The sequence below is a fragment of the Oceanicaulis sp. genome, assembly GCF_965284345.1.
Lineage (GTDB): Bacteria > Pseudomonadota > Alphaproteobacteria > Caulobacterales > Maricaulaceae > Oceanicaulis > Oceanicaulis alexandrii_A.
On the sequence record NZ_OZ260073.1, the window covers coordinates 2,734,253 to 2,759,843 of the forward strand.

Annotated in this window: 25 protein-coding genes; 11 read left to right on the forward strand and 14 right to left on the reverse strand. The window is 62.9% G+C overall.

Annotated features, from left to right (window positions below; all coding sequences use genetic code 11):
• Positions 1 to 17 precede the first annotated feature (17 nt).
• Complete coding sequence (locus ACQ66J_RS13295) at positions 18 to 476, forward strand: DnaJ domain-containing protein (RefSeq protein ID WP_430432003.1); 459 nt, start codon at positions 18 to 20, stop codon at positions 474 to 476.
• On the opposite strand, the gene ACQ66J_RS13300 is transcribed toward ACQ66J_RS13295, so the two are convergent.
• Entirely contained in the window at positions 473 to 1,720 is a 1,248-nt protein-coding gene (locus tag ACQ66J_RS13300) for a serine hydrolase (RefSeq protein ID WP_430432004.1), read from the reverse strand. The two genes, ACQ66J_RS13295 and ACQ66J_RS13300, sit on opposite strands and share 4 nt — an antisense overlap.
• A gap of 415 nt (positions 1,721 to 2,135) precedes the next feature.
• On the opposite strand from ACQ66J_RS13300, the gene ACQ66J_RS13305 reads away from it, so the two are divergent.
• From ACQ66J_RS13305 to ACQ66J_RS13320, 4 genes are all read left to right on the forward strand, one after another.
• Positions 2,136 to 2,573: a phasin family protein gene (locus ACQ66J_RS13305; protein WP_375549251.1), complete on the forward strand. Its 438-nt coding sequence runs from the start codon at positions 2,136 to 2,138 to the stop codon at positions 2,571 to 2,573.
• 249 nt (positions 2,574 to 2,822) lie between these two features.
• Positions 2,823 to 3,149: an ATP-dependent Clp protease adapter ClpS gene (gene clpS / locus ACQ66J_RS13310; RefSeq protein WP_107713385.1), complete on the forward strand. Its 327-nt coding sequence runs from the start codon at positions 2,823 to 2,825 to the stop codon at positions 3,147 to 3,149.
• 3 nt (positions 3,150 to 3,152) lie between these two features.
• Positions 3,153 to 5,486 carry an ATP-dependent Clp protease ATP-binding subunit ClpA gene (gene clpA, locus ACQ66J_RS13315; RefSeq protein ID WP_375549250.1) on the forward strand — a complete coding sequence of 778 codons (2,334 nt, stop codon included), beginning with the start codon at positions 3,153 to 3,155 and terminating at the stop codon, positions 5,484 to 5,486.
• On the forward strand, positions 5,483 to 6,733 hold the full coding sequence (locus tag ACQ66J_RS13320) for a S41 family peptidase (RefSeq protein WP_430432005.1): 1,251 nt from the start codon (positions 5,483 to 5,485) through the stop codon (positions 6,731 to 6,733). Before clpA ends, ACQ66J_RS13320 begins: the two co-directional genes overlap by 4 nt.
• 10 nt (positions 6,734 to 6,743) lie before the next feature.
• Here ACQ66J_RS13320 and ACQ66J_RS13325 read toward each other — a convergent pair whose 3' ends face one another.
• Complete coding sequence (locus ACQ66J_RS13325) at positions 6,744 to 7,829, reverse strand: helix-turn-helix domain-containing protein (protein ID WP_430432006.1); 1,086 nt, start codon at positions 7,827 to 7,829, stop codon at positions 6,744 to 6,746.
• Between the two features lie 113 nt (positions 7,830 to 7,942).
• Here ACQ66J_RS13325 and ACQ66J_RS13330 point away from each other — a divergent pair, with 113 nt between their 5' ends.
• Complete coding sequence (locus tag ACQ66J_RS13330) at positions 7,943 to 8,770, forward strand: DUF2306 domain-containing protein (RefSeq protein WP_430432007.1); 828 nt, start codon at positions 7,943 to 7,945, stop codon at positions 8,768 to 8,770.
• On the opposite strand, the gene ACQ66J_RS13335 is transcribed toward ACQ66J_RS13330, so the two are convergent.
• Entirely contained in the window at positions 8,767 to 9,582 is an 816-nt protein-coding gene (locus tag ACQ66J_RS13335) for an alpha/beta fold hydrolase (protein ID WP_430432008.1), read from the reverse strand. The genes ACQ66J_RS13330 and ACQ66J_RS13335 overlap by 4 nt on opposite strands.
• A gap of 123 nt (positions 9,583 to 9,705) precedes the next feature.
• Here ACQ66J_RS13335 and ACQ66J_RS13340 point away from each other — a divergent pair, with 123 nt between their 5' ends.
• On the forward strand, positions 9,706 to 10,155 hold the full coding sequence (locus ACQ66J_RS13340) for a hypothetical protein (protein WP_375549245.1): 450 nt from the start codon (positions 9,706 to 9,708) through the stop codon (positions 10,153 to 10,155).
• A gap of 3 nt (positions 10,156 to 10,158) precedes the next feature.
• Here ACQ66J_RS13340 and ACQ66J_RS13345 read toward each other — a convergent pair whose 3' ends face one another.
• The 3 genes from ACQ66J_RS13345 to ACQ66J_RS13355 all read right to left on the reverse strand — a co-directional run bounded on the left by ACQ66J_RS13345 (position 10,159) and on the right by ACQ66J_RS13355 (position 12,328).
• A complete protein-coding gene (locus tag ACQ66J_RS13345) occupies positions 10,159 to 10,590 on the reverse strand; it encodes an HIT family protein (protein WP_430432009.1) in 432 nt (143 codons plus the stop codon).
• Positions 10,591 to 10,656: 66 nt separating this feature from the next.
• Complete coding sequence (locus ACQ66J_RS13350; RefSeq protein ID WP_430432010.1) at positions 10,657 to 11,802, reverse strand: GNAT family N-acetyltransferase; 1,146 nt, start codon at positions 11,800 to 11,802, stop codon at positions 10,657 to 10,659.
• Between the two features lie 64 nt (positions 11,803 to 11,866).
• The gene (locus ACQ66J_RS13355) at positions 11,867 to 12,328 is read right to left on the reverse strand and encodes a RidA family protein (protein ID WP_375549242.1); all 462 of its coding nucleotides are present in this window, start codon (positions 12,326 to 12,328) and stop codon (positions 11,867 to 11,869) included.
• Positions 12,329 to 12,455: 127 nt separating this feature from the next.
• Here ACQ66J_RS13355 and ACQ66J_RS13360 point away from each other — a divergent pair, with 127 nt between their 5' ends.
• The gene (locus tag ACQ66J_RS13360) at positions 12,456 to 13,358 is read left to right on the forward strand and encodes an alpha/beta hydrolase family protein (RefSeq protein ID WP_430432011.1); all 903 of its coding nucleotides are present in this window, start codon (positions 12,456 to 12,458) and stop codon (positions 13,356 to 13,358) included.
• Here ACQ66J_RS13360 and ACQ66J_RS13365 read toward each other — a convergent pair.
• A complete protein-coding gene (locus tag ACQ66J_RS13365) occupies positions 13,355 to 14,638 on the reverse strand; it encodes a DNA polymerase IV (protein ID WP_430432012.1) in 1,284 nt (427 codons plus the stop codon). The two genes, ACQ66J_RS13360 and ACQ66J_RS13365, sit on opposite strands and share 4 nt — an antisense overlap.
• Positions 14,629 to 15,531 (reverse strand): ROK family protein, encoded by a 903-nt coding sequence (locus ACQ66J_RS13370; protein ID WP_430432013.1) that lies wholly within the window; start codon positions 15,529 to 15,531, stop codon positions 14,629 to 14,631. The genes ACQ66J_RS13365 and ACQ66J_RS13370 overlap by 10 nt, the downstream gene beginning before the upstream one ends.
• 178 nt (positions 15,532 to 15,709) lie before the next feature.
• On the opposite strand from ACQ66J_RS13370, the gene ACQ66J_RS13375 reads away from it, so the two are divergent.
• Both ACQ66J_RS13375 and ACQ66J_RS13380 read left to right on the forward strand, forming a co-directional pair.
• A complete protein-coding gene (locus ACQ66J_RS13375; RefSeq protein WP_028284823.1) occupies positions 15,710 to 16,075 on the forward strand; it encodes a response regulator in 366 nt (121 codons plus the stop codon).
• 12 nt (positions 16,076 to 16,087) lie between these two features.
• Positions 16,088 to 17,440: a PleD family two-component system response regulator gene (locus tag ACQ66J_RS13380; RefSeq protein WP_430432014.1), complete on the forward strand. Its 1,353-nt coding sequence runs from the start codon at positions 16,088 to 16,090 to the stop codon at positions 17,438 to 17,440.
• Positions 17,441 to 17,500: 60 nt separating this feature from the next.
• Here ACQ66J_RS13380 and rpmG read toward each other — a convergent pair whose 3' ends face one another.
• From rpmG to topA, 6 genes are all read right to left on the reverse strand, one after another.
• Positions 17,501 to 17,668 carry a 50S ribosomal protein L33 gene (gene rpmG / locus ACQ66J_RS13385; RefSeq protein WP_009800672.1) on the reverse strand — a complete coding sequence of 56 codons (168 nt, stop codon included), beginning with the start codon at positions 17,666 to 17,668 and terminating at the stop codon, positions 17,501 to 17,503.
• An 88-nt stretch (positions 17,669 to 17,756) separates the two neighbouring features.
• Positions 17,757 to 18,932: an MFS transporter gene (locus tag ACQ66J_RS13390; protein WP_430432015.1), complete on the reverse strand. Its 1,176-nt coding sequence runs from the start codon at positions 18,930 to 18,932 to the stop codon at positions 17,757 to 17,759.
• A gap of 8 nt (positions 18,933 to 18,940) precedes the next feature.
• Positions 18,941 to 19,549, reverse strand: a complete 609-nt coding sequence (locus ACQ66J_RS13395; RefSeq protein ID WP_430432016.1) for a hypothetical protein — start codon at positions 19,547 to 19,549, stop codon at positions 18,941 to 18,943.
• Complete coding sequence (locus ACQ66J_RS13400; protein WP_430432017.1) at positions 19,546 to 20,238, reverse strand: NUDIX domain-containing protein; 693 nt, start codon at positions 20,236 to 20,238, stop codon at positions 19,546 to 19,548. The genes ACQ66J_RS13395 and ACQ66J_RS13400 overlap by 4 nt, the downstream gene beginning before the upstream one ends.
• The gene (rnr, locus tag ACQ66J_RS13405; RefSeq protein ID WP_430432018.1) at positions 20,219 to 22,474 is read right to left on the reverse strand and encodes a ribonuclease R; all 2,256 of its coding nucleotides are present in this window, start codon (positions 22,472 to 22,474) and stop codon (positions 20,219 to 20,221) included. Before rnr ends, ACQ66J_RS13400 begins: the two co-directional genes overlap by 20 nt.
• Positions 22,471 to 25,137 (reverse strand): type I DNA topoisomerase, encoded by a 2,667-nt coding sequence (topA, locus tag ACQ66J_RS13410; protein WP_430432019.1) that lies wholly within the window; start codon positions 25,135 to 25,137, stop codon positions 22,471 to 22,473. Before topA ends, rnr begins: the two co-directional genes overlap by 4 nt.
• Before the next feature lie 172 nt (positions 25,138 to 25,309).
• On the opposite strand from topA, the gene ACQ66J_RS13415 reads away from it, so the two are divergent.
• Complete coding sequence (locus ACQ66J_RS13415; RefSeq protein WP_430432020.1) at positions 25,310 to 25,591, forward strand: hypothetical protein; 282 nt, start codon at positions 25,310 to 25,312, stop codon at positions 25,589 to 25,591.

The following is a 25,591-nucleotide window of genomic DNA, read 5'->3' on the forward strand; positions in this document are numbered from 1 at the left end:
CGATCTGAGGACGATTGATGATCCTTTACGGACTTCTGGCGCTGGCCGCTTTGGCAATCGTATTCGCGGTGGTGATGGCGCGCCTGCCGTCGAAAGACGCGGCCCGGCTGCTGCGGTGGGTGCTGGGGGTTGGCGGCGTCGTGTTGGGTGCTTTGCTGACCATACGCGGCCTGGCTGTGGCGGGCGTGCCGCTGATCGGGGCCGCCCTGGGCTTTCTGGGCGTCGCCATGCGCGGCGCAAAGCCAGGCTCAAGCGGTACGGATCAACAGACCGACGGACGCAGCGCTGCACCGTCGCGAACCGGCATGAGTGTTGACGAAGCGCGTGCGATTCTGGGCGTCGGCCCGGACGCCGATGAAGCCGAGATCCGAAAGGCGCATCGGTCCATGATGAAGCGGGTGCACCCTGATCAGGGCGGCAGCGACGCACTGGCCGCCAAAGTCCAGCAAGCGCGTGACGTTTTGCTGGGCGATTAAGCGGCGGGCGGCACGGCGAAGCAGGATTCTCCGCTCGCTTCCAGGCGCTGGCAGATGGATTGCGCGCGAGAACCGTCAAGGCCGGCATAGCGCGCCCGCCAGAGCTGGCGTCCATTGCGCTGCATCGGCTCCACACGCGCCTGAGCGTCGCCCAGCAAAGTATGCAGCCCCATCATCGCAACGCTTTCAAGCCGGGCGGAGGCGGCGGCCTGTGACGTATAGGCGCCCACCTGTATGGCCCAGCCCGGCGGCGTTTCAGACGTGCTGAATGCGCGGGGTTCGCCGACAGGCTCAAGCTCGACCCGCGCCGCTGGAACGCCGGGGGCTGAGCCCTGAGCCGTCTGGGCGGGCAGGGTGCTGAGTTCGGCGGTCAGAATCTCCTGCTCACGCACGGGATTGAGGCGCGGCATGTTCAGCGACGCCAGCATGCGGCTTTCAGTGCGGGCGTTGATGGCGGAATACGCGGCTTCAATCAGTTCGCGCGCATGGGCGTCGCGCACGGATGCTGAAGCGCCGCCCATCACCACGGCGATGATGCGATGTCCGTCACGTTCGGCGCTGGCGGCCAGGTTGAAGCCCGAGGCGCGGATATAGCCGGTTTTAAGCCCGTCCACGCCGGGCTGGTCACCCACCAGCGTGTTATGGGTGCGATGTGTGGCGCCGTTCCAGCGAAACCGGGTCTCGCTGAAATACGCGTAGTGTTGCGGAAAATCACGGTGAAGCGCATAGGCGAGGCGGGCGATGTCGCGCGCCGTGGTCTGCTGGCGTGCATCGGGCAGTCCTGATGCGTTGCGAAAGACGGTGTTCGCCATGCCCAGTTCTCGGGCGCGGGTCGTCATCACCTCTGCGAAACGCTCCTCGTCGCTCTCCAGATGTTCGGCGACGGCGACCGCCACGTCATTGGCGCTCTGAATGATCAGGGCGCGGATCGCGGTTTCGACAGTCAGCGTCTGTCCCGCCTGCAAACCGAGCCGAGAGGCGGGGCGGCTGGCGGCTTCTGCTGAGGCTGTGATCGGGTCGTCCAAAGCGAGCTCGCCGCGCTCGAGCGCGTCAAACAGCATGTAGAGGGTCATCATCTTGGTGAGTGAGGCGGGGTAGCGCAGCGCATCCGCACGCCGGGCGTGCAGAACTTCTCCCGTCTGCATATCGGCCACGAAAGCGGCGTATCGCTCGCTGGCCTGCGCACGAGGGGCGAGGGCGAGCATGCTCAGGGAGCAGACAAAGACAATCAGAAAACGAGCCATGAACGCATACTCGCCGCTAAGCCCTTGCTCGAGCGTTAACTGTGTCGATCCACTGTCCCAGCAGGGGTGCGGCGTTTTGTGCAGCGCACAATAATTGCTTGACTGAGGGGTGCTCGCGCGTCATATATGCTGCACCTGCTAACACAACAGGGAACGCATGGAGCCCCAAATGGCGAACGCGACTCCGAATAAAACTGCGTCAGAGACGCCTCAAACGGCCGCTGAAACAGCGAAAACCGGTGAGGGCGCTCAATCGGAAGCGAAGTCAAAGGCTGCTGCTGAGCCAGCGAAGCAATCGGCTCAACCCGCCAAACCGGCCGCCAAGGCGCCGGTGAAGCGGGCCGCCAAAAAGACAACGGGTCAAAGCAAAGCCCGAAAACCCTCGCCCCCGCGCAAATATTCTGGAGACACGTCGATGACCACCGCAAAAAATACCGCCAAAGACACGATCGAAACCATGACCACTGCGTCAAACGAAGCCCTGAAAGACGGCTTTGAAAAGTCCATGACCGCAGTCAACGAGTTCAGCGCATTCCACAAGGACAGCGTGGACGCCGTGATCGCGTCGAGCACCACCGCCGCCAAATCCATCGAAGAACTGAACGCCGCCAATCTGGCCTTCGCCAAGAAAACCATGGAAGACGGCATGACCGCCGCGAAATCCATGGCGGGCGCGAAATCGGTCCAGGAACTGATCGAGATCCAGTCCGACTACACCAAGTCGTCCATGGACGCCCTGATGGCTGAGATGAACAAGAGTTCCGACCTGATGTCGAACCTGTTCAAGGAATCCTTCAAGCCGATCAATGAGCGTTTCTCCGCCGCCCTGGAACTGATGCAGTCCCAGCGTTAAGGCGCACCCTATCGCCGGGCGTCGCCTCGACGCGTCGCCCGGCCTCGAGTCCTCCCTGACTGGTCCGGCGTCCGCGCCGGACCATTTTTTTGTCCGCTTTCCACGGTCAATTAGGCTTTAAACTGTGTTGTGATCAGTTGAGGGGGTTCTCTGTAACCCTGCCGCGCTTATTTAATATCATGATTGATTGCCGCGGCTGAAAAACCGGATCAAGCTGGGGCGTAACGCTAGCGAGACGCCAGACTGCCTATGAGTGAGCCGAACAAGCCAGACCTGCCCGATCAGGAGACCGGCGTAACAGTCAAGCCGCGCGCACGGACCAAGCGTCCGTCGATGTACAAGGTTTTACTGCTCAATGACGACTACACGCCCATGGAGTTCGTCATCGAGGTCTTGGTGCGCATTTTTCACAAGGGGCAAGAAGACGCGACTCGCATCATGCTCCATGTGCACCAACATGGAGTCGGCGTGTGTGGCGTTTTCACATACGAGGTCGCCGAAACGAAGGTGGCCCAGGTCATGGACGCTGCGCGCCGTGCTCAGCATCCGTTACAGTGCACGATGGAAAAGGATTAGGCCTTGCCCTCTTTCTCACCCACTCTCGAACGTTCCCTGCATCGCGCCCTGACGGCCGCGACCGAACGCAAGCACGAATACGCAACGCTGGAGCATCTCTTGCTCTCGCTGTGTGAAGATGTGGATGCGTCCGCGGTGATGCGCGCCTGCGACGTGGATGTGGACGAACTTCGCGACACGCTCAACGAGTATGTGGACGAAGAACTGGCGAGCCTCATCGTGGATGATGGCGAGGACGCCAAGCCTACCGCCGGCTTCCAGCGCGTCATCCAGCGCGCGGTCATCCACGTTCAGAATTCCGGTCGCGACGAAGTCACGGGCGCCAATGTGCTGGTGGCGCTGTTCGCCGAGCGCGAAAGCCATGCGGCATACTTCCTCGCTGAACGCGACATGACCCGTTATGACGCGGTCAATTACATCTCCCACGGCATCTCCAAAAAGCCTGGCGAATCCGAAGCGCGACCCGCCAGGGGCGCGGACGAAGACGCCGCCGAGTTGGGTGAGGGCGCCGAGGAAAAAGACGACGCGCTGTCCGCCTATTGCGTCGATCTGAATGAAAAAGCGCGCGAGGGCGGCGTCGATCCGCTGATCGGGCGCGAGCATGAGGTGGAGCGCTGCATCCAGGTGCTGTGCCGCCGCCGCAAGAACAACCCGCTTCTCGTCGGTGATCCAGGCGTGGGCAAAACCGCCATCGCCGAAGGTCTGGCGCGCAAGATCGTTGAACACGAAGTGCCGGAAGTACTGGCCGAGGCCACCATCTATTCGCTCGACATGGGCGCTTTGCTGGCGGGCACCCGCTATCGCGGCGACTTTGAAGAGCGCGTCAAACAGGTGGTCAAGGCGCTGGAAGCGCGTCCGAACGCGGTGCTGTTTATTGACGAGATTCACACTGTCATCGGCGCCGGCGCCACGTCAGGCGGCGCGATGGATGCGTCCAATCTCTTGAAGCCGGCCCTGCAACAGGGTGGTCTGCGCTGCATGGGCTCGACCACCTATAAGGAATACCGCCAGCACTTTGAGAAGGACCGCGCCCTGGCGCGGCGCTTCCAGAAGATCGATGTGAAGGAGCCGTCTGTTCCCGACGCGATCAAGATCCTCACGGGGCTGAAGCCGTATTTCGAAGACTTCCACGATATCCGCTTCACAGCGGAGGCGCTGAAAACCGCCGTGGAACTGTCAGATCGCTATATCGGTGACCGCAAACTGCCGGACAAAGCCATCGACGTGATCGACGAGGCGGGCGCCTCCATGCGTCTGGTGCCGCAATCCAAACGCAAGAAAACCATCGGCGTCAAAGATATCGAAGCTGTGGTCGCGAAGATTGCCCGCATTCCTCCGAAATCGGTCTCCAAGTCCGATGAGTCCGTGCTGCGTGATCTCGACACGTCGCTCAAGCGCGTGGTGTTCGGTCAGGACGACGCCATCGAGAAGCTGGCGAGCGCCATCAAGCTGGCCCGCGCCGGTCTGCGCGAACCCAACAAGCCGATCGGCTCTTACCTGTTCTCCGGCCCGACCGGGGTGGGCAAGACCGAAGTGGCCCGACAGCTGGCGGATACGCTGGGCGTCGAGCTCTTGCGCTTTGACATGTCGGAATACATGGAACGCCACACGGTGAGCCGCCTTCTGGGCGCGCCTCCGGGCTATGTGGGCTATGATCAGGGCGGCCAGCTGACCGACGCCATCGACCAGCATCCCCATTCGGTGCTGCTGCTCGATGAGATCGAGAAAGCGCACCCGGACATCTTCAACATCCTGCTCCAGGTGATGGATAATGGTCAGCTGACCGACGCCAACGGCAAGTCCGTGGATTGTCGCAATGTCATCCTGATCATGACCTCAAACGCCGGCGCCGCCGACGCCGCCAAGGAAGCCATCGGCTTTGGCCGCGGCAAGCGCGACGGCGAGGATCAGGCCGCCATCGAGCGTCTGTTCACGCCTGAATTCCGCAACCGTCTGGACGCCATCATCCCGTTTGCGGGTCTGAAGATCGACGTGATCGGCCGCGTGGTCGAGAAGTTCGTTCTGCAGCTTGAGGCGCAACTGGCCGATCGCGGCGTCACGTTCGAGCTGACCGACGCCGCCAATCGCTGGCTGGGTGAGCGCGGCTATGACGAGAAATTCGGTGCGCGTCCGCTGAGCCGGGTCATTCAGGACCACATTAAGAAGCCGCTGGCGGAAGAGATCCTGTTTGGTCAGCTGAAAAAAGGCGGCGTGGTGAAAGTCGACGTGGATGCGGCGGATCCTGAACGTCTCGATTTCGAGATCATTCCGGGCGACCGTCTCAACGACGCAAAGCCAAAGCGCAAAAAGAAAAAGACTGAAGAGACGGTCAAGTGAAGCTCCTGAGCGTTCAAAACGCGTCGCTGATCCTCAGCGGCGCGTTCTTTTTGGGCGCTGGCGCATATGCGCAAACGCCCGATTATCGCGCCGACGCCGAGACTGTGCTCGATCTCATAGACCGCCAATACGCCTATGCGCATCGCTTTGACGGAGGCAATCCGGCTCGCGGCGCTCAGGGCGTCGATGTCGAGAGCGTTACAGATGCGGCCAGCCTGTTGCGGTTTGCCGAATGCGCGGTGAACGCACTGCAAGACCATCATGCCATTCTCGGCGTGTCGTCGCCCAGCTCCTATGGTCTGACGCCAAGCTATAATGATCTCTGGGTCGAGTTTCGCGACGAAGCCTATGTGGTGACGGATGTACGGCGGGGATCGCCCGCCCAAACAGCGGGTGTGGAGCCGGGATGGCGGATCAGTTCTGTGGCTGGTCAACCGATGCAAGAGGCTGTCGCCGGTTTGTGCGGCGGTCCTTATGAGACAGGCGCCGGCAAAGGCTTCGCCGCGCGTGTTCTGACGGCGGGGCCGCGCGACCAGGAACGGGTGTTCGTCTTCTCTGACTTTGATGGAGAAGAGCAAGCGCTGACCTTGCCCAATCTCTATCAGGTGGAGACAGAAAACCGCCCGCTGATCAGCGTGACCGAGCGCGAGGGCGTTCGGGTGCTGCGCTTTAACGATTCTCTGGGGAACAGCGATCTGATCGCCGCCATTGATGAAGCGCTCTCGGGACCGCGTCCTGACGGCTTGATCATTGATCTGCGCGATACGCCCGGCGGCGGCGACACGCTTTACGCCCGCGCCCTAATGGGGCGACTGGTCGATGAGACGAAACCCTATCAGCGCCACGCCTTGCCTCAGATTGAACGCGATACCGGCGTCGCCCGGCAATGGGTTGAAGAGGTCCTGCCGCGTGGCGACAGCCTGGCGGGCGTTCCGGTCGTGGTGCTGGCGGGACGCTGGACCGGGTCGATGGGCGAAGGCTTGACGATGGGGCTCGACGCTGTCGCGGACGCCGTGACGATCGCCGCGCCCATGGCCGGGCTTTTGGGCGCGATTTATGATTATGACCTGCCCGAAACCGGCTGGACGGTGAAGCTGCCCACTGAGACGCTCTATCATGTGGATGGCGCGCCGCGAGAAGACTATCGCGCCGATATCGTGCTCGACAGCGCGGACAGGCTTGGTCCCGACGGCGAGGATCTGGCGCTGGAGCGGGCGTTTGAAACCTTAGCTGTGGTAAGACGCTAGCTCAGGTCTCTCACTCAGCCGCCAATCCTTGTGCAGCAGGATCCCGGCCTCGCCGATAGTCACGCGGGGTTTGATCGGTGATCGCCTTGAAGGCGCGGTTGAACGGGCCGATCGAATTGAATCCGCTTTCCAGCGCCACTTGCAAAATCGTCAGCGAATCCTTGTCGGGATCCGTCAGCAGCGACTGGGCGTGAGCGATCCGGCGCGCATTGATCAGCTGGTTCACATTGGCGGCCTTCAGACCGGCGGTGATAGCGCGGCTGACCTTGTTGGGCGGCTCGCCCAGAGCTTGCGCCAGACATCGCAAGTTCAGGTCGGGATCGAGATGCAGCTGCTCACGATCCATCAGGCGGATCAGGCGCTGTCCCAGCTGCACATCCGTCTCGGTCGCCTCTGGCGCAGGCCGCCAATCGGGTGCGGGATGGGCGTGTCTGTAGACAATCGCGACGCTGCCGACGGTGAGAATCGCGGCCGCGCACAAGGCTTCAATCAAGGTGACAAGTTGAGGTGAAATCGGCGCACCTGTGTTGAACACAATCGCGCACAAAAACACCCCTGAGCAGAAAACGGCCAGATAGCCAATGCGCAAGCGCCGCTCATTCATGTGTTCGGCGCTCGGCCAGTTCCGCGCAGCTTCCCAGACTGACAGCATCAAAGCGGTCGAGCTCAGCATGGTTTGGGCGTTCACGAGAATGTCTATCGGTGCGTTAAAGCCAGAGATGATCAAAACCGGTTTGATCATAGACGGGGCGATGATCCCGGCGACCAGCGCCAGCTCGAACGGTCCAAAGGCGGTGGTTTTGTGAAACAGGGCGCGGGTGAACAGCCAGAAGACCGAACAGGTTCCGCCGCTGAGCATCAGCAGCCAAAGCCGCGCCGACCCCAGCGAGTCGCCCAGACCTTCAGCTACCAGCAAGGCGCCCATGCACAGAGTGAACACGCCCCAGCTCAGATGCAGCGGGGTGCGCTGGCCGCGCATCAGCACCCAGCCTGCCCAAGCGGCCGCCCAGATCGCGCAAAAAAGTTTCAGGCCTAGGCCGAAGGCGAGCATGACGATGGTCCATCTGGCGTCGGGTGCGACGATGTCTGTACGCAATCTGCAGCTTTTTCTGGCCGGAATGCAAATCGGCAAGACCGAAAGGCGCTCAATTCAGCAAATCGCTCTTATCGGCCCGGCAAAAAGACCGGGCGAAGTTAGGAGTTGGTTCGATGACGCAAACCTTGGCATCCTCACAATCCGCCGCCCGTTCGGTGGCATGGGTCGCACGCGCGCACAGCCTGTCTGGCAAGCTTTGGTTTCTGGCCGCCGCGGCCGGGCAGTTGATGTTCATCTATTACATCCTCGTCGCCTATCTGCCCAAAACCCTTATCGGACAGTTTGAACGCTGGGACGAAGTGGGGTTGATAAAAGGGTATGAGGCGGGGGACGGCTTCGGCAATCTGATGTTCATCACCCATGTCCTACTTGCCGCGATCATGACGCTGGCGGGGCTGATGCAACTCACCGCGCCCTTGCGCAATTGGGCGCCCAGGCTGCACCGGATGAGCGGTCGGGTGTTTTTGGTGCTGGCCGTTTATCTGGCGCTTGGCGGTCTGTGGATGGTGTGGGGACGCGGGACGCGTCTCAATGATATCGGGGCGATCGCGTCCACGCTCAACACCGGGCTCATTCTGGTGTTCGCAGCGCTTACGGTTCATTTCGCCATGAAACGCGACATTGCCCGTCACAGGCCCTGGGCCATGCGTTTGTTCATGGTCGCCAACGGGGTGTGGTTCATGCGCCTGTTTTATGGCGCCTGGTTGCTGAGTGTGGGCCCGGTGGGCATCACAAACCAGATGAATGGCTGGTTTGATATCTTCCTGGCGTTCGGGGTGATGGCGATCCCGCTGGCGGGTCTGCAGCTCTATCTCAGCGCCCAGAAAAGCCGCTCCGCCGCGCTGAAATGGAGCAGCACCCTCGTTACGCTCACCGCCGCGGGTCTCACCGCATTAGGGGGTGTGGGCGCGACATTGATCATGTGGGGGCCGCACCTCTAGCGCAGAAACGCCAGAACACGCTTCACGACTCGGTCATCGCGCAACACGCCGCGATGGCCGATGCCGTCAAACACCTCCCATTGCGCGCCCGGCCAGGATGCGGCGATGCGTTCGGCGCATACGGGCGGGGCGATCTGGTCATTGGCGCCGTGCAGGATCAGGGCGGGCGTCTCAAAGTTCGGCGCGTCCAGGGTGATGTCGAGATTGGTCGCGGGTTCGCCAAACTGCTCGCTGACCGACTCCAGCATCAGGCGGACGGCGCGCTTTGATAGCCCCATGGCCTGACTTTGGAATTCCACATTGCGGGGCAGGGCGTCTGGCGCGCCCAGCCCGATCACGCGGCCTGGTTTGAGCCCATGGCGCGCCTTGGCGAGGACAGTCGCGGGTAGGCCCATGGAGTGAGCCAGCATGGCGTGGGGCTGGCCCAGCTGGGCCGCCGCGGCGCCCAGGCCTTCGGCGAAGAGCAGGATATGGGCTTTGCGGCCTTCGCTCTGGCCATGGGCGGGGCCGTCGATCATGGCGACCGAGAATCCGGCCTCCATCACCGCTTGCCCCAGCGTCGAGAGGTCCGCGCTGTCCGCCTCCCAGCCATGCTGGAAGAACACCAGCGGTCCGTCGCCGCCGCGATACACCCGCTGTTCGCCCTGAGGGCCGGTGAAGGTCTGCTTGTCGAGGCTTTCGAGCCAGTCCCGGCCGCGATCGGTTTGCTGCTTCACCCGCGGCCGGGTGAACTGACGGGCCACCGACGCCTTGAAGGTGCGTGGAAACAGGGCGGCGGTCGAGTTGGCGGCAAGCGAGAAGGCGGAGGTCATGCGTCAAATCTCAATTGAAAAATTTCCTGCACGCTAGGGCGATTGGTCTTGAGCGTGAAGCCAAGCTTATGCATGGCTTGCATCCTGGAGTGATTGACCGCTGATCAGACTGGGAGATTTCAGATGAGCGCCTTACACATCGCCAGCGTGCTGACGGCCCTGCTGGCTCATCCGGCGTCTGAGAGCGCGGTCACGGGCCGTGTGGTGGCGGTTGATTTCACCCAAGAGCCCGCGCGTGTGGAGGCCTTCGGCGGACGCCGGTTTTATGTCGAAGACGATAGGGGCGCGCCGCATTCGCGGCTTGAGTGGATCGCCTATGATTGTCAGGGCGAGGTCATGGCGCGCACCTACCCGTTTGATCCACGCTGGAGCAGCGGCGGCCATGAAATGGTGGATGAGACAGGCGCTCTGGGGCCGCGGACGGGCGCCGGGCTGGGTGCTGAGCCGCTTGAAGACGCCGATGCGATCCTGCCGGTGGATACGGCGCAGTTTGAAATCGTGGAGCGTGATCCAGACGGGGCGTCCGCCGCCCGGCACGGTCCCTATGACATGCCGGGCGTGTGGTGCGGATAAGGCTTAGAGCGCGGCCTTGATCTGTTCGGCCAGCGCGTTCAGCTCATCCATATCCGCCTGTCCGGCGCTGCCATGGCCGGCGATGTCCTGGCCTTCCCAGCGGGGAATGATGTGGAAATGGATGTGGTAGACGGTCTGGCCCGCCGGCGCGCCGTTGAACTGGGCGATGGTGACGCCGTCAGGTTTGAGCGCGGTCTCGACGGCTTTGGCGACTTTTTTGACGCGCTTGATCGCCTCGGCGGCGCCGGCGTCTGACATCTCCAGCAGGTTGCGCGCGGCTTCCTTGGGGATGAGCAGCGTATGGCCTTTGCTTTGCGGGAAAATGTCCATGAAGGACAGCACGTGCTCGTCTTCATAAAGCTTCACGCAGGGCGCTTCTCCGCGCAGGATCTTGGCGAAGATGTTCTGGTCGTCATAGGTCCCGTGAAGGCTCATGGATCGCGCTCCTGCTCAGCTTTAAGTCCCAAAAGTCCTAGACCAGACCTGCAGCGGGTCCAAGACCTATCCATCTTTGCGATACGGAGACTCCGCGTCGAGCGCCAGACGTTCGGTTTCCACCGCCCGGCGTTCTGAGCGCAGGAAGCGGTCCACGGCGCCGCTCAGGCCGTCATGCAGGATGTCATGGGCGGAATAGACGAGCTGCGGGCGGTAGCCGCGCGCCAGCTTGTGACCGCCCTGGGCGCCGGCCTCGACACGTTTGAGCCCGCAGCTCAGCGCGTAATCAATCGCCTGATGATAGCAGAGCTCGAAATGAAGCTGGTCTGAGAAGGCGAGCGCGCCCCAATACCGGCCATAGAGCGTGTCAGATCCGATGAAGTTGAGCGCTGCGGCGATGTACTGGTCGCCGTCTTTCGCCATCACCAGCAAGACCTTGTCCGCCATCCGCTCATGGACCAGGGCAAAGAACTCGCGATTGAGATAGGGCGTGCCCCATTTTCGCTCTCCCGTGTCCTGATAACAGGCGAAGAAGACGTCCCAATGATGCTCGGTCAGGGCCTCGCCGGTGAGCTGTTCAATCACGACGCCGGACTGCGCCGCAGCGCGCTCCTTGCGCAGCGCCTTGCGCTTGCGGGAGGAGAGGGCGGACAGGAAGCCCTCATAATCGTCATAGCCGTCATCCTCCCAGATGAACTGGATATCCTGACGAGTCAGAAGGCCAGCTTCTGTCAGCTCGGACTGGGTGTGTGGATCGGGGAAGAGCACATGCCAGCTTGAGACGCCCAGCTCTCGCGCCGCGTGACGGGCGGCGTTGATCAGCGCTTGGCGAATTTCCGGGTCAGTCGACAGAAAGCGCCGACCGGTCGCCGGAGTGAAGGGCACACCGGTCAGCAGCTTGGGATAATACTGCCCGCCCGCCCGCTCTAGCGCATCCGCCCAGGCATGATCAAAGACGTACTCGCCATAAGAATGACCTTTGAGGTACAGCGGGAGGACTCCGACCACGTGTCCAGCCTGATCTTCGGCGATGAGATGGCGCGGCCCCCAGCCGGTCTCTTCCACGGCGCTGCCGGAGGTTTCCAGCGCGTCGAGAAAGTCCCAGCTTAAAAACGGGTCATAAGGCTGACCCGCCGGATTGGCGCAAGCATCCCATTGGGCGGGATCAATCTGCGCCATCCGGCTGATCATGCGCACGGTAATGTCGGTCATGCCCCGTCCAGACGTCTCAGCTGAGCCGGGATATAGGGTGACGTGGACTGATCTTCGAGCCTGATCACGCGATCTCGACGACGGCGTCCACTTCAACTGCAGCATTCAGCGGCAAGACCGCAACGCCCACGGCGGACCGTGCGTGCCGACCGGCGTCGCCGAACACCTCGACCATCAGATCCGAGGCGCCATTGATGACTTTGGGAATGTCGTAGAAGTCAGGGTGCGCGTTCACAAAACCGCCCAGCTTGACGATGCGTTTGACCTGTCCCAGATCGCCGCCGCAGGCTGCCTTGATCTGCGCGATCAGGTTCAGCGCACACAGCCGCGCCGCCGCCTGGCCGTCTTCCAGAGAGACGCCGTCGCCGAGCCGTCCGGTCACCAGGCCATCCGGACCCAGTGAGATCTGACCGGAAATATGCACGATCTGTCCGCTCTGGGCGTAGGGGACGTAATTGGCCACGGGGGCGGCGGCTTCAGGCAGGGTCAGGCCCAGTTCCTTGAGGCGGGAGTCGATATCAGCCATGTGGGGCGCTCCGTTGGGGAAATCAGACTGTCAGTTAGGCGCTTGAGGCCCTGTCTGGCAATGATGCGGGCGGGTTGAATTCAGTGGGTCCGGCCTGCATGGTGCACGTTCATGACAAGGTGAACACATGGCGCGCGATGCAGCCAGCTTGACCACGCTCAGACCAGTCCGCTTGCGGACGGCGGACGGCAAATTGCTGTCGGCGTGTTTCACCGTGCCCGATGATCCGACTGCTGTGATGGTGGTGAACCCGGCCACGGGGTATCGCAAGGACTTTTATGCGCCTTTCGCCCAGGCCGCCGCTGAGAACGGCTGGGCGGTGCTGACCTTTGACTATCGCGGACAGGGCGAATCCGCGCGCTGCCATCCCCGGCGGGAAACCGCCCGCATGCTCGACTGGGCGGTCTATGACATACCCGCTGCCGCGGACGCCGCCTGTCAGGCCTTTCCCGGCTTGCCGCTGGACATTGTCGGTCATTCCATCGGCGGGCAGTTCGCAGCCTTGATCGACCCGGCGCTGCCGGTGCGCCGCCTGGCCATGCTCTCGGCGTCTTCGGGGTATTGGGGGGATCAGTCCGCGCCGCTGAAATATTTCGCCTGGGCGTTCTGGCGCCTGTTCGGCCCGGCCTATCTGTTGCTGCGCGGGCATATTCCCAAAGGCGTGCTCTGGCGCGGCGAACCGCTGCCGCCGCGCGTTTTCGCGGACTGGCGCGAATTCGGGGTGAACCCTGAATGCTTCCGCGACGCCATCGCCGAGCTGGGCCTCACCTCGCGCTATGAAGGCTTTACCGCGCCGGTGCGCGCCTGGACGCCTGATGACGACCCGATCGCCAATCCTCAGACCGTGCGCTGGCTGCTGGAGCGGTATGAAAACGCGCCGACCGAAATGAAGCTTGTGCGTCATGAGGATACCGGGCTCGGCGCCTTGGGCCATGACGGGCTCTTTCGCTCGAACATGGCGGATGTGTTCTGGCCGCAGGTTTTCCGCTGGCTGTCGCTGGACGCGGATCCGGCGCATCGCCGCGCCTAATCGCGGTCCTTTTTCAACATGCGGCCCTTGATGATGGCGGCGTCGCCGAACTTTGCGCGCGCAGCGTCCATGGCGCGTTCCGCCGCGGCGCGTTTGAGCGCGTTGGGGTCCAGCAGGTCGCCCGCATCCGCGATCGCGGTCTCCAGCACCGAATAGCCGGCGCCGATCAGGCGATAGCGCACGCCTTCGGGTTCCTTGTCCAGCATGTCAGCGCTGAGCCGAAAGAGCGTGTCCGCCAGCTGAGCCGGGTCGGTCAGGGTGCGCCGCCGGGTGATCGTCTTGAAGCGGTCAGTCTTGATCTTCAGCGTCACCACACGACCCGCCACGCCCTTCGCTTTCATCCGGTCGGCGACCTTGACGCACAACGGCCAGAGCCGGTCTTTAAGAACCGCCTTGTCAGACACATCATCGTTAAAGGTGGTCTCCGCCGAGACCGATTTGCTTGTCCGGGCCGGGCTGACCTTGCGCGTATCCTCAGAGCGCGCCAGTCGAGCCAGGCGCAGCCCGGACTCACCATATTTGCGCGCCAGATCGCCTTCGGAGCGTTTGAGAACGTCAGACAGGGTGTAGAGCCCGTCCGCATTGAGCTTCTTGCCCAGAACCGGCCCGACGCCATAGACATCGCCCACTTTCATCTGCGCCAGAAAAGCAGGCGCGTCCTGCCGCCCCAGCACCGAAAACCCGTTGGGTTTGTCGAGATCGGACGCGGTCTTGGCGAGAAACTTGTTAAAACTCAGCCCCACCGAAACCGTGACGCCTACCTCATCCAGGATCCGGCGCTGCAGCTTGAGCAGGGTCTGCGCGGGGGCGGCGCCGTGCAGTTTTTCAGTGCCCGAGAGGTCTAAAAAGGCCTCGTCGATGGAGAGCGGCTCCACAAGCGGGGTGACATCTTCCATCATGGCGCGGATGCGTTTGCCGTCAGCGGCGTAGACCGCCATGCGCGGGCGCACCACGACCGCGTCCGGGCAGGCTTTAAGCGCCTTGAACATGGGCATGGCCGAGCGCACGCCGTAGAGCCGGGCGATATAGCAGGCGGTGGACACTACGCCGCGCTGGCCGCCGCCAATGATGACCGGCTGGTCTTCAAGCTCAGGATTATCGCGCTTTTCCACCGAGGCGAAAAACGCGTCGCAATCGATATGGGCGATGGAAAGCGTATCAAGTTCAGGATGGCTGAGCACCGGCCCGCCGCCGCAGGATGGGCATTGCGCGCCGGGCGGGGCGGGGTTGAGGCAGCTGCGGCAATAGCTCTGAGACGAGGCGAGCGCGGTCATGGCCATAACCACGCCGCGCCGCGCACGCCGGAACTGTCGCCATGCACGGCGGAGCGCACCTGCGTCACCAGCTCATCGGTGAAGGCCCAGTCCTGAAGATGCGTTTCAAGTATTGAGGCAAAGCCGGGCAGGTTGGACAGGCCGCCGCCCAGAACGATCATCTGGGGATCAACGATATTGACCACGCTCGCGAGCGCCCGGGCGAAGCGCTGGGCGTGGCGCTCCAGGCTGGCCTGGCACGCTTCATCTCCCTTGGCGGCGGCGTCTGCAATCTCCTGGGCGCTCAATTCCTGGCCTGTGTTGCGGAAATGATCAGCGGACAGGGCCGGGCCGCAGCACCAGGCTTCGACGCAATTGGTCTTGCCGCAATAACAGGGCGGACTGACAGCCAGCTCCTCGGCGGTGATCCAGGGCAGGGCGGTATGGCCCCACTCGCCAGTATTGCCGTCCGCACCCGTCACCAGAGCGCCATTGATCACCAGGCCGCCGCCCACGCCCGTGCCGGCGATGACGCCGAACACGCTCGTGCAGCCTGCACCCGCGCCGTCACGCGCTTCTGACAGCGTAAAACAGTTGGCGTCATTGGCGCAGCGCACCGGGCGCTGCAGCCGGGCGGCGAGGTCTTGATCAAGCGGTCGGCCATTCAGCGCTGTGGAATTGGCGTTGCGCATTAATCCGGTGCGCGGATTGAGCGAGCCCGGATGGCCGACCCCGGCGGGTAAGGGCGATGCAACGCCCGCCTCGTCCTCGACCTGCGCCACTAGCGCCGCAATGGCGTCCAGTTTGGCGTCATAGGCGGCAGGCGTGGGCGTTCGTCGCCGAATCAGGCACGCGCCCGCCTCATCCACCAGGGCGGCCTCGATTTTCGTGCCGCCGAGATCCACGCCTAACCGCAACACGGACCGCCTCTTTTTCTTCGCTTTCAGCGTTCATATCTTGTTCTAATCGCGATGCGAAGGCGGGGACTCACTGTTGATTAAGGAAAGTGGGGTTTAATGCGTTGTGGATGGTCAAGATGCTCACGCTGCAAAGACGGCGGGGCGATTTGGGGAAAGCGCGGTTATAATGCTGCAGGTCATGTCCAAAAAAGTTCTGATCGTTGAAGACAACGAGCTGAACATGAAGTTATTTCGTGATCTGCTCGAAGCGCACGGCTATGAGACCGTGCAGACCAGTGAAGGCCTCAAGGCGCTCGATATGGCGCGTGAGCACAAGCCTGACCTGATCCTCATGGATATTCAGCTGCCTGAAGTGTCCGGTCTTGATGTCACCAAATGGATCAAGAACGACACCGAGCTGTCCGCCATTCCTGTGGTCGCGGTGACGGCCTTCGCCATGAAAGGCGATGAGGAACGTATCCGTGAAGGCGGATGCGAAGGCTATCTATCCAAACCCATCACGGTTGCGTCCTTCATCAAAACCGTTCGGGATTTTCTCGAATAGAAGGAGCCTTCGGTGAGCGCACGCATACTGGTTGTCGACGATATCGAAACGAACCGGCGTTTGCTGGAAGCCCGACTGACGGCTGAGTATTTCGATGTCTTGATGGCGGAGGACGGGCCGAGCTGTCTCGACCTCGCCCGCAGCCAGAAGCCTGACGTGATCTTGCTGGATGTGATGATGCCGCGCATGGACGGGTTTGAAACCTGTCGCCGGCTGAAAGCCGATCCCGCGACCCGGCATATCCCTGTCGTGATGGTGACCGCGCTGGACCAGCGCTCGGACCGGATTCGCGGGCTTGAGGCCGGGGCTGACGAATTTCTGACCAAACCTGTGGACGATGTCGCCCTGTTTGCGCGCGTGCGCTCTCTGTTGCGCCTGACCAGCGTCATGGACGAGCTGCGCCAGCGCGAAAGCAGCGGCGTTGAAATGTCCTCATTCGAACCGGCCAATGGCGGCGGGCGCGTGATTGTCGCCGCCGCGGACCAGAACGCCGCCCAACGCATCGTCAAGGCGCTGCCTGACACCCTGGACGCGCAAGGCTATGGCGATCCGCGTCTGGCGATCTCCCAGGCCGAACATGCCGATCTGATCATTGTCGATCTGAGCGCGCCGCGCTTTGACGGCTTGCGGCTGTGCGCGCGTATTCGCTCGGATGTGGACACGCGCCAGGTGCCGCTTCTGGGCGTCGTCGACGAGATGGACAAGCGCACCATGGTGCGCGCGCTCGATCTGGGCGTGAATGATGTGATTTCTCGGCCGCTGGACCCCGGCGAGCTGTCCGCGCGCAGCTCCACCCAGCTCAAGCGCAAACGCTATGCCGACGCCCTGCGCGACCGTCTGGATGAAAGTCTTGAAATGTCGGTGCGCGATGCGCTGACCGGCCTGTTCAACCGCCGCTATACCGTCTCACGCTTGCGTCAGGCTCTGGACGGCCTGAACGCCTCCCATGAGCCTCTGGCGGTGGGATTGATCGACATCGACCATTTCAAGCGCATCAACGACACCTGGGGCCATAACGCCGGTGATCAGGTGCTGCAGGAAATTTGCGCACGTCTGGGCGGCGAGTTGCGCGCCATCGACGTTGCGGGCCGCTATGGCGGTGAGGAATTTCTGGTCGTGTTCTCAAACACCACCGCCAAAGAGGCGTCAGACGCCATGGAGCGCGCCCGTCTGGCGGTGTGCGCCACGCCGGTGACCTTGCGGGAAACGGGCGATGTGATTGACGTGACCATGAGCGCCGGCATCGCCGAAGCCTTCATGGACGATAGCGTTGAAGCGCTGATCGAACGCGCAGATACGGCGCTCTATGAAGCCAAGCGCTCGGGGCGCAACCGGGTGATAGAGGCCAAACGAAAAGCCGCCTGAATACACAGGCGGCTTTTCTTATTCCAGTCAGAGCTGATCAAGTCGCGCGAAAGCGCAGGCTTACTTGATCTTGCCTTCTTTGAATTCGACGTGCTTGCGCGCGACCGGATCGTACTTTTTCAGCACGAGTTTCTCGGTCATCGTGCGGGCGTTTTTCTTGGTCACGTAGAAATAGCCCGTGCCCGCCGTCGAATTCAGGCGGATTTTGATGGTAGTCGGCTTGGCCATAGTCGCGCACCCGTACACATAAACTTGGCGCGCCAGACAAGGAGGCTGGCGCTGCGAGCCGCGGAACATACCCGCGCACGCGACGCTGTCAATGCCTCGAGCGGCCTTTGCTCACAAGTGACAGCGTAAAGTACAGTCCGGCCATGGCGGCGAAGGCGACCATCAGGCCCCAGGGGTCTGCGATGTCCATGGAGACGCCGCCCAGGGCCGGCCCCAGAAGCGAGCCCAGGCCATAGGCGAAGATGAAAGCGGCGTTCGCCGAGGCGAGGGCGCCGGGCTGCACCCGCTCGCCGATCATCGCCAGACCGATCGTGTAGAACGCGCTGCTGGCGCCGACGAAAAAGAACACCATCGGGATCAACAGCCACAGATTCGCGCCCGCCAGCCCCATGGCGACCGACAGAATCACAGCGCTGAGCGCGACCCCGGACAGAGTGCGGTCACGGCCTGTGCGGTCCGCCAGCTTGCCCAAGGGAATCTGCAAGGCGATCGCCCCCAGGGCGCCGATAGCGACCAGAAGGCCGACGCCGCGCTCTGCAATGCCGATTCGTTCGGCATAGACCGGCATCAGCGCGAAGACATTGGTTTCGAGGCCGCCGAACACGAGCCCCGCCAGCATGGCCAGAGGCGCCAGGCGGGCCGCTGACAGCAGGGCTTTGAGGCCGGACTCCTCCAGAGAGGGCGGTGTGATGGGCGGGCCGCGTAATATCATGATCGGCAGGGCGCCGAGCGCATAGATCACCCCGCCGGCGATCCAGGGCGTCCAGCCTTGCGAGCCCAGCACCGAGAGCAGCAATCCGCCAGACCCGAACCCGCCCGCCAGCACGGTGGCGTAGACGGCGAGCAGGCTGGCGCGGCTTTCAGGTTTGGCGAGCTGATTGATCCAGGTCTCGCTGGCGACGAAGATGATCGTCACCGACAATCCCATTATAAAGCGCAAAACGAACCAGATCACAGGGTCTGGCATGGCGGGAAACAGCACAAATCCCGCCGCTGTGATCAGGGCGCAGATGATCACGGTCTGGCGCGGCGCCGTGCGCGCCATCAAGGCCGGGATGAGCGGCGTCGCCAATAGCGTTGAGAGCGCCGCTGCGGCGGCGTTTGCGCCCACCACGGCGGCGGAGCCGGTCATGGCTTCCAGATTGAGCGCGACGAGCGGCATCAACAGGCCGAAGCCGCACCCGGCGAGCGCGGCGCAGCTGATCGCGGCGATCAGAGACCGGGTCCGGGCTTTGTCTGGGGAGGAGAGGAATCTGGCGATCATCGACCGGGCTATAGCCGGACTTGCTGCCTGTGTCCCGCCCGGAATGACACCATTAGCGGCCTTGGTCGTCCGCCCAGCGACGCCAGAGCGGTCTCGCCAAAGACATTGAGCGCCGGATCCTGCAACAGATCGGGCAGTTTTTCCGGGCTGACCCAGGCCACCCGCTCACCGCTGCGACGCTTCACCGAATTTGAGATCCGTGCGACCGGGGCGGTAAAAACGCGCACATGGCGACGTGTAGACGCGTCCGCCGGGTCCAGAGCGCGGCCCAGATAAGTAAGCGAGTCCCGATCGGGTTGTAGATGATGCCGCGCCAATCGCGCCCAGGGGTTTGTGTGGGGCGGTCGGATGTCGGGATGCAGCGGCCGGGCGAGCAATTGCCCGAGCTCCTCTGAAAGCGCCCTTATGGCCGCGTCCATGAAGGCGCCGGACTGAGCTTCAGGCGCGCCCAGACGTTTGCGCGAAATCACCGGGCCACCGAAGTCAGGCAATCCATCTCCGCGCACAGGGCGCGCCTGAGGGGCGCGATAGCCGGTTTCGGTGCGCACCAGGGCGATCTGACGCGAATGCGGGTCCGCCAGGAACAGCGCCGCCATATTGATCGGGCGCGCGCTCATAGGGTTTCGACCTGAGGGCCGGTGCGCGTGCTTTTGAGGAAGCGCAGGGGGCGCGCCGGATCCTTGAGCCAGGTTTCCAGCTCGCCGATCACATAATGCGTGGCGATAGGCAGATCGAGCGTGTCGCGATCCGCTAGGCTGACCCATTTGAGGTCTTCCAGCTCGCCATTGCTGGTCAGGTCCGTTGAGCCGTGCACATGCTCCACATCGCAAGTGAAGAACCACGCATCAAAGCGGCGTGGGCGCTTGGGCGGTGTGATCGCGCGTGTGATTACGTCCAGCGGCGCAGCGTTGGGCGCAGCGCCCGCCGCTTCAAACGGCGCCCAGGGCGGCTTGAAATTGCACGCGTCTTGCGCCGGTTTGCCTAAGATGAGCCCGGTCTCTTCCGCGGTTTCGCGCAAGGCCGCAGCCGCTGCGGCGCGCGCGCGGCGTTCGGTCAGAACGCGCGTCATCACCGAGCGGGTCTGATCATTGAGCTCTTCCGCCAGCGGCGCATAGCCGTCTGTGGCGTCCACCCGCCCGCCGGGAAAGACGTATTTCTTCGGCATGAAGACATGACGGGTCGAGCGCCGACCAAACAACAGCTCAATCTCTCCATTGGCGCGTTTGCGGCGCAGGAGAAGAGACGAGGCGAGCTTGGGGCGGGGACTGGTTTTGGGCGTCGCTGTCTTATCGTTTGCGTCGGGCATTGTGTTTCTTCGCACGGGGAGAGCCGCGGCGCTCGTACTTGTCGCGCGGCCGACCGTGACCCTTGAGCGGTTTTCCTGGTTCGGGCGGCGTTAGAATGTCGAATAACAGCCCGCCCGTCACGGGGGTTGCTTCATCCAGGCGCACCGTCACGGCCATGCCCAGCCGGTAGCGACCGCCCGAGCTCTGCCCCACCAAAGCGTGCGCCGCCTCGTCATGCACATAGTATTCCTGCCCCAGACGCGAGACCGGACACAGCCCGTCCGCGCCGGTTTCATGCAGGCGCACGAACAGGCCGAAGCGGGTGACGCCGGTGATCCGGCCGGCGAATTCGGTCCCCACCCGATCCGCCAGCCAGGCGGCGATGAAGCGGTCTGTCGCATCGCGCTCGGCGGCCATGGCCCGGCGTTCATTCTGGGTGGTGTCTTCAGCGATGCGTTGCAGCTGGCTGCGTTCTGAATCGCTTTGCCCGTCCGATCCCAGGTTATAGGCGCGGATAAGCGCGCGGTGGACCGTCAGGTCGGCATAGCGCCGGATCGGCGAGGTGAAGTGCGCGTATTTCGCCAGATTGAGCCCGAAATGGCCGATATTGTCAGTGTCATAGACCGCCTGGGACTGGCTGCGCAGCACCACTTCATTGACGGTTTCATAATGGTCTGTGGGCTGGGAGGCTTTGAGCAACGTGTTGAAACGCGCGGCGGTCGGGCGCTCGCCGCGGGTCCATTTCAGGCCCACATGGGGCAGGAAATCGGCGAGATTATCCAGCTTCTCAGAGCCCGGCTCGTCATGGATGCGATAAATGAGCGGGGTGGTCTTGGCCTCCAGCGCCGTCGCCGCGGCGACATTGGCCTGGATCATCATCTCTTCGATCAGCTTGTGCGCATCAAAGCGCTCGCGCAGGCGCACGCCCTGAACCCGGCCGTCCTCGCCCACGATCACCTTGCGCTCAGGCGCATCAATCTCCAGCGGCTCGCGCCGCTTGCGGGCCTGGCGCAGCGTCTCATACGCGCCCCAGAGCGGCTTGAGCACGTCTTCAAGCAGCGTTTCCGCCTTGCCGGTCCCGGCGCCGTCAATGGCGGCCTGGGCGTCTTCATAGGCCAGCTTGGCGGCGGATTTCATCCAGCCACGGATAAAGCGATGACCGATCTGATTGCCGTTGCGGTCAAACACCATGCGCACAGCCAGGCACGGACGCTCTTCGCCCTCGCGCAGCGAGCACAGATCATTCGACAGCCGTTCAGGCAGCATCGGCACGACCCGGTCGGGCAGATACACCGACACGCCGCGGGCGCGCGCGCCCTTGTCGAGCGGGCTGTCGGCGGTGACATAGGCGGCCACATCGGCGATGGCGACCATCACGATCCAGCCATCCTTGTTTTTCGGATCGTCATCGGGCGCGGCCCAGACGGCGTCGTCATGGTCGCGCGCGTCCACCGGGTCGATGGTGACCAGCGGGATGTCGCGCAAGTCCTCGCGATCGCCCATGGTGACAGGCTTGATGGCGTCGACCTGTTTGAGCTCGCTGTCGAGAAAGCCGTCGGGCACGCCATGTTCGGCCATGGCGATGATCGAGCCGGCGCGGGCGCTGTCCGCCCGGCCGATGACCTCGTCAATCAGGGCGGTTTTCAGCCCGTGCCGACGCTCGGAGGCGATGCGCACGACCACCAGATCGCCGTCTTCGGCCTTGCCGGTTTCGCCGCGCGCGGGGACCAGTTCATGGCGCGACCGGCGATCCACCGGGACCAGACGGGCTGGACCGCGGGTATTGTCGCGCAGCACGCAGAGAATCTTGTGGGCGGACTGACCAAGCTTCTTGATGACGCTGGCTTCATAGCCGTCTTCATCGGTCATGGGCGTCAGGCGCGCCAGTACCTTGTCGCCAATCCCCGCCGCCGGACCGCGCGTGCGCTCGCCCGGCTTGAGGATGATCTTGGGCCCTTGGAGCTCGGGTTTGACCGGCTGGCAGATAAACTCGCCATCCACATCGCGGTCGATCACTTCGACCACAGTCACTGTCGGCAATTGGTCGGCCAGCTCATAGGCTTTTTGCTCGTTCTTGCGGATCTCGCCGCCATCTTCGAGCTCACGCAGGGCGAGCTTCAAGCCTGACCGTTGATCCCCCTTCAGCTTCAGGGCCTTGGCGAGTTCGCGCTTGGTGAAGCGTCCTTCGCCCAGACGGACCGCCTCTATCAGCGCATCCTTGGTGAAACCGTATTGGGCGTAGGGATCGTCGTTCAAGATTTAGCCTTTGTGCTCTTTGTCGCGGGTTTCTTGGTGGCCGGTTTTTTCGCCGGCGTTTTCTTTGCGGCGGTCTTGGTGTCGCCGTCGGTCTTTTTTGCGGCTGGCTTTTTCGCCGCCGGTTTCTTGGCGGGCGCTTTTTTCTTCGTCGGCGCTTTCTTGGCAGGCGATTTAGCCGCTTTTGCGGCGATCAGCTCCAGCGCCTGTTCCAGGGTGACGGTTTCTGGCGTCATATCCTTGGGCAGGGTGGCGTTGATCTTGCCGAACTTCACATAAGGACCATAGCGGCCGCTCATCACATTGATCGCGCCGCCGTCTTGCGGGTGCTCGCCCAGTTCTTTCAGCGGGGCCGCCGCTGCGCCCCCGCGACCGCGCGGATTGGCGATTTTCTGAGCGATCAGGTCCACAGCGCGATTGAGCCCGACCTCAAACACTTCTTCGGCGCTCGACAGGTTCGCATAGGTCTTGCCGTGCTTGACGAACGGGCCATAGCGACCGATCCCGGCCTCGATGATCTCGCCGTCTTCAGGGTGCACGCCCACCTTGCGCGGCAGATCGATCAGCGCGACCGCTTTTTCCAGCGTCACGTCGGCAGGGTTCCAGCCCTTGGGGATGGAGCCGCGGCGCGGTTTGTCTTCGTCCTCGACCTGCATTTCCAGATAGGGACCGAAGCGGCCGTCTTTCAGCACGATCATCGCGCCGGTCTCAGGGTGCTCGCCCAGCTCGCCATCACCCTCGACCGCATCGAGATCACCGCCGCCGAGCGGACGCGTATAGCGGCAGTCCGGATAGTTCGAGCAGCCCACGAAGGCCCCGTGCTTGCCCAGACGCAGCGACAGCGCGCCGACATTGCATTTGGGGCAGATCTTGGGGTCCGAGCCGTCTTCGCGCGGCGGGAAGATCAGCGGCGCCAGCGCAATGTTCATGGCGTCGATCACATCGCCGATGCGCAGATCCGCGATGTCTTCGATGGAGGCGTGGAAGTCTTTCCAGAAGTCGCGCAGCAATTGTTTGTATTCAAGATCGCCCGACGACACCTTGTCGAGCTGGTCTTCCAGCGAGGCGGTGAAATCATACTGGACATAGCGCTGGAAGAAGTTTTCCAGGAAGGCGATGACCACGCGGCCCTTGTCTTCGGGGATGAAGCGCTTGTCCTCCATCCGCACATAGTCGCGATCGCGCAGCACCGACAGGGTCGAGGCGTAGGTCGACGGGCGGCCAATCCCCAGCTCTTCCATCTTCTTCACAAGCGAGGCTTCGGTGAAGCGGGGCGGGGGCTGGGTGAAGTGCTGTTCGGCCAGCGTTTTCTCGGCCTTGGCCTTGGCGCCTTGCGTCACTTGCGGCAGGCGGTTTTCGCCTTCGTCTTCCTCGTCGTCGCGGCCTTCTTGATAGAGCGCGAAGAAGCCGGGGAAGGTGACGACCGAACCCGTGGCGCGCAGGGCCAGCGACTGGTCGGCGTTTTCAAAATCGATGGTGGTGCGCTCAAGGCGCGCCGCTTCCATCTGGCTGGCCACGGCGCGTTTCCAGATCAGCGAATAGAGCCGGGCCTGGTCGGCGTCGAGGCGCAGATCATCGGGGTGACGGGTGAAACTGGTGGGCCGGATCGCTTCGTGCGCTTCCTGGGCGTTCTTGGCCTTGGTGGAATAAAAGCGCGGCTTTTCCGGCACGAAGTCGGCGCCATGACGTTCGCCGATCACGTCGCGGGCCTGCATCATCGCGCCCATATCCATGGAGACGCCATCGGTCCGCATATAGGTGATCAGACCCACCGTCTCACCGCCCAGCTCCACGCCTTCATACAGGCGCTGCGCGGTGCGCATGGTGCGTTGGGCGTCAAAGCCCAGCTTGCGCGCGGCTTCTTGCTGCAGCGTCGAAGTGGTGAAGGGCGGCGGCGGATTGCGCTTGGTGGGTTTGGCCTCGACCGAGGCGACGGTGAAGTCCGCCGCTTTGATCGCGGCTTCCGCGGCGCGGGCGCGCTTTTCCTCACCAATGGTCAGACGGGTGATCTTCTCGCCTTCAAACCGGGTCAGCTTGGAGGCGATCAGCGTATCGGCGCCGTCTGTGCGCACATCGGCGTCCACTGACCAGTATTCCTGGGTGACGAAGCGTTCGATCTCGGTCTCACGCTCGGTGATCAGGCGCAGGGCGACCGATTGCACACGGCCCGCAGAGCGCGCGCCGGGCAGCTTGCGCCACAGCACCGGGGACAGGGTGAAACCCACCAGATAGTCGAGCGCCCGGCGCGCCAGATACGCTTCCACCAGCTCCATATCGAGCTCACGTGGATTGGCGATGGCGTCGGTGACGGCTTTCTTGGTGATGGCGTTGAACGCCACTCGCTGAACCTGCTTGTCCTTGAGCACCCGGCGCTTCTGCAGCGCTTCAAGCAGGTGCCAGGAAATCGCTTCACCCTCGCGATCCGGGTCAGTGGCCAGGATCAGGGTGTCGGCGTTTTTCAACGCGTCGGCGATGGCCTTGATGCGTTCTTTGGATTTGCCCTCAACGGTCCAGTCCATCGCAAAATCTTCGTCCGGGCGCACCGACCCGTCCTTGGGCGGCAGGTCGCGCACATGGCCGAAACTGGCGAGCACGGTGTAATCGCTCCCCAGATATTTGTTGATGGTTTTGGCCTTGGCCGGGGATTCGACGACAACGACGTTCATAGGAGCACTGATATCAGGACAGGGGCGACCGGCGTCAAGCAAGCCCGGACAATGGCGGCGGAAGGTGGGGTTAGTTCCCCAACCTGTCAACATGGCGCTTCCGCTTGCCTTGGCGCGAACACAGGTATACGGCTCGCCATTAAGTTGTTCCACGAGCAATCAAAGCGCGCGCATGATACAATCTCCCTCGCAAAACTCATCCAATAGTGACGAGACGCCGCCTGCGTCCGCCAAGACTGAAGAAGCGGCAGGCTATCTCATCGAAATGCTCTCCGCCTTGTCTCATGTGGCGCACAGGGCGGATCTGAACAATTCGTCGGTCATGCTGGCCACCGCCGCCCATGTGATCGAGCAAGAGTGCAGGCATCTGACGCAGAACCCGCCCAAGGCGACCCCGGGCGTCGATGCGGACACGCTGTTTCCCTTCTACCCTGACGGCAGCCCGCGCGATTAG

What these genes read in the sequence shown, in the direction of transcription:
- ACQ66J_RS13360 (WP_430432011.1), top strand. Translation starts at nt 12,456, where the DNA reads ATGGCGCGCGATGCAGCCAGCTTGACCACGCTCAGACCAGTCCGCTTG.
- rpmG (WP_009800672.1), bottom strand. Translation starts at nt 17,668, where the DNA reads ATGGCCAAGCCGACTACCATCAAAATCCGCCTGAATTCGACGGCGGGC.
- ACQ66J_RS13415 (WP_430432020.1), top strand. Translation starts at nt 25,310, where the DNA reads ATGATACAATCTCCCTCGCAAAACTCATCCAATAGTGACGAGACGCCG.
- ACQ66J_RS13390 (WP_430432015.1), bottom strand. Translation starts at nt 18,932, where the DNA reads ATGATCGCCAGATTCCTCTCCTCCCCAGACAAAGCCCGGACCCGGTCT.
- ACQ66J_RS13365 (WP_430432012.1), bottom strand. Translation starts at nt 14,638, where the DNA reads ATGGCCATGACCGCGCTCGCCTCGTCTCAGAGCTATTGCCGCAGCTGC.
- ACQ66J_RS13400 (WP_430432017.1), bottom strand. Translation starts at nt 20,238, where the DNA reads ATGCCCGACGCAAACGATAAGACAGCGACGCCCAAAACCAGTCCCCGC.
- ACQ66J_RS13330 (WP_430432007.1), top strand. Translation starts at nt 7,943, where the DNA reads ATGACGCAAACCTTGGCATCCTCACAATCCGCCGCCCGTTCGGTGGCA.
- ACQ66J_RS13345 (WP_430432009.1), bottom strand. Translation starts at nt 10,590, where the DNA reads ATGAGCCTTCACGGGACCTATGACGACCAGAACATCTTCGCCAAGATC.
- ACQ66J_RS13350 (WP_430432010.1), bottom strand. Translation starts at nt 11,802, where the DNA reads ATGACCGACATTACCGTGCGCATGATCAGCCGGATGGCGCAGATTGAT.
- ACQ66J_RS13375 (WP_028284823.1), top strand. Translation starts at nt 15,710, where the DNA reads ATGTCCAAAAAAGTTCTGATCGTTGAAGACAACGAGCTGAACATGAAG.
- topA (WP_430432019.1), bottom strand. Translation starts at nt 25,137, where the DNA reads ATGAACGTCGTTGTCGTCGAATCCCCGGCCAAGGCCAAAACCATCAAC.
- ACQ66J_RS13395 (WP_430432016.1), bottom strand. Translation starts at nt 19,549, where the DNA reads ATGAGCGCGCGCCCGATCAATATGGCGGCGCTGTTCCTGGCGGACCCG.
- ACQ66J_RS13355 (WP_375549242.1), bottom strand. Translation starts at nt 12,328, where the DNA reads ATGGCTGATATCGACTCCCGCCTCAAGGAACTGGGCCTGACCCTGCCT.
- ACQ66J_RS13305 (WP_375549251.1), top strand. Translation starts at nt 2,136, where the DNA reads ATGACCACCGCAAAAAATACCGCCAAAGACACGATCGAAACCATGACC.
- clpS (WP_107713385.1), top strand. Translation starts at nt 2,823, where the DNA reads ATGAGTGAGCCGAACAAGCCAGACCTGCCCGATCAGGAGACCGGCGTA.
- ACQ66J_RS13295 (WP_430432003.1), top strand. Translation starts at nt 18, where the DNA reads ATGATCCTTTACGGACTTCTGGCGCTGGCCGCTTTGGCAATCGTATTC.
- ACQ66J_RS13335 (WP_430432008.1), bottom strand. Translation starts at nt 9,582, where the DNA reads ATGACCTCCGCCTTCTCGCTTGCCGCCAACTCGACCGCCGCCCTGTTT.
- ACQ66J_RS13300 (WP_430432004.1), bottom strand. Translation starts at nt 1,720, where the DNA reads ATGGCTCGTTTTCTGATTGTCTTTGTCTGCTCCCTGAGCATGCTCGCC.
- ACQ66J_RS13340 (WP_375549245.1), top strand. Translation starts at nt 9,706, where the DNA reads ATGAGCGCCTTACACATCGCCAGCGTGCTGACGGCCCTGCTGGCTCAT.